Annotated in this window: 1 protein-coding gene and 1 pseudogene; both read right to left on the reverse strand. The window is 70.9% G+C overall.

Annotation, left to right across the window (positions count from 1 at the left end; genetic code table 11):
* Positions 1 to 1,869: polyketide synthase dehydratase domain-containing protein (locus ABZ260_RS50535; RefSeq protein WP_355632972.1), on the reverse strand; the 1,869-nt coding region annotated here is incomplete at its 3' end.
* Positions 1,868 to 1,963, reverse strand: a pseudogene (locus tag ABZ260_RS50540) (response regulator transcription factor); the annotation flags it as partial. The gene ABZ260_RS50535 and the pseudogene ABZ260_RS50540, both read right to left, overlap by 2 nt.

Genomic DNA, 1,963 nt, shown 5'->3' on the forward strand with positions numbered 1-1,963 from the left:
AGGCTTCACCCGTACCAGCCGGGCAACCCGCACCCCACCCTCGCGCACCGCCACCTGCGGCTCACCCGACGCCAGCACACCGGCCAGCACCGACGAAGAGATCTCCTGCCCGTCCACATCCACCAGCACGAACCGGCCGGGATTCTCCGACTGCGCGCTCCGTACCAGACCCCACACCGCCGCAGCCGGAAGATCGGCGACAGCGTCCCCCTCCCGCGCCACGACCGCGCCCCGAGTGACAACCGTCAGGCGGGAATCGCCGAACCGGTCATCGGCCAGCCACGCCTGCACCAGACCCAACACACGGGCGGCCAACTCGTGCGCCGACTCCACCACCCCACCCGCCGGGTCCGCGACCACCTCCGCCAGCACCACACCCGGCACCGGACCCGCCTCCACCAACGACGCCAGGTCCGCATGAACCCGAACCTCACGCCCGTCCGCCTGCCAAACCCCCGCGAGACCCAGCAAGTCCGGGCCAGACATCGCCACCAGCCCTGGATCGGCCGCCGGGAGCTCCGTCAGCGGCACCCACTCCACCCCGAACAGCACGTCCCGCTCCACCCCACGCTCACGGGAGGCTGTGACGAGTTGGTCGGACAGGATAGGGCGGAGCACCAGCGACCGCGCCGACAGCACCGGCTCCCCGACGGCGTCCACCGCGTTCACCGAAACCGAATCGTCGCCTGTCCTGGCCAGCCTCACCCGCAGCAGCGAAGCGCCGCCAGCGTGCAGACACACCTCACTCCACGAGAACGGCAACCGGCCGCCCCCGGAAACGTCCAGCCCGGCGAAGCTCACCGCGTGCAGCGCCGCGTCCAGCAACGCCGGATGCATCCCGAACGAAGCCGCGTCACCGACCTGCTCGGGCAGAACGACCTCCGCGAACACCTCACCGTCGGCGCCGCGCCAGGCAGCCCGCAGCCCCTGGAACACCGGCCCGTAACTCAGCCCGTCCTCGGCGAACTGGTCGTACAACCCGTCCAGCTCGATCGCCGTCGCCCCCTGTGGTGGCCAGACCGTCGCGTCGAACGCCTCGGCCACCCGACCGCCGCCCGTCAGCACGCCGGCGGCGTGCTCGACCCACGGCTCCTCATCGGCGGCCTCAGCCGGCCGGGCGTAGACGCTCACACCACGACGGCCCGACTCCTCGGCGGCCCCCACCCAGACCTGTACCGCGATCGCGTCATCCTCGCCCAGAACCAACGGCGCGACGAGCGTCAGCTCCTCCACCAGATCGCAGCCGACCTGATCACCCGCCCGGATCGCCAACTCAAGGAACCCGGTACCCGGGAAGATCACCATCCCACCCACCGCGTGATCGGCCAGCCACGGATGCGACCGCAGCGACAACCGGCCGGTCAACAACACCCCATCGGCGCCGGCCAGCCCCATCGCCGCACCCAGCAACGGATGACTCGCGGCCGCCAACCCGGCAGCCGCCACATTCCCAACCCGCGAACCGGCACCCTGCGGCCAGAACCACTTCCGCTGGAAGGCATACGTCGGCAACTCGACCCGGGACCCAACCGGAAGCACTGCCCGCCAGTCCACCGCCACACCGTGCACGTACAACTCGGCCAGCGCCGATATGGCCGCCGATTCCTCGTCGCGGTCCCTACGCAGCACCGGCACCAGAACCAGGTCCGATTCCGCGTACGCACCCGTGGTGAGGTGATGGGTATTCGAGTCCTCGGCGACCACCAGGGAGCGGGCAGACTCGTCTGAGCCGGCGAGAGCGGTGAGGGTGTCGTCGGCCATGGCGGTCAGCACGCCGTCGGGGCCCAGCTCCAGATAGGCCCGCACACCCTGACCACGCAGCCCCCGCACACCATCGGCGAACCGCACCGGTTGGCGGACCTGATCCATCCAGGCGCAGGCCGGCGATCTCGCGTACGGGCGGCCTGTTGTGCGCGCGCCTGCGGTCGAGTGCCCGGAGGCGGAGCACGAGTTCCTGGAGATC

Source organism: Streptosporangium sp. NPDC006013, assembly GCF_040614275.1.
Lineage (GTDB): Bacteria > Actinomycetota > Actinomycetes > Streptosporangiales > Streptosporangiaceae > Streptosporangium.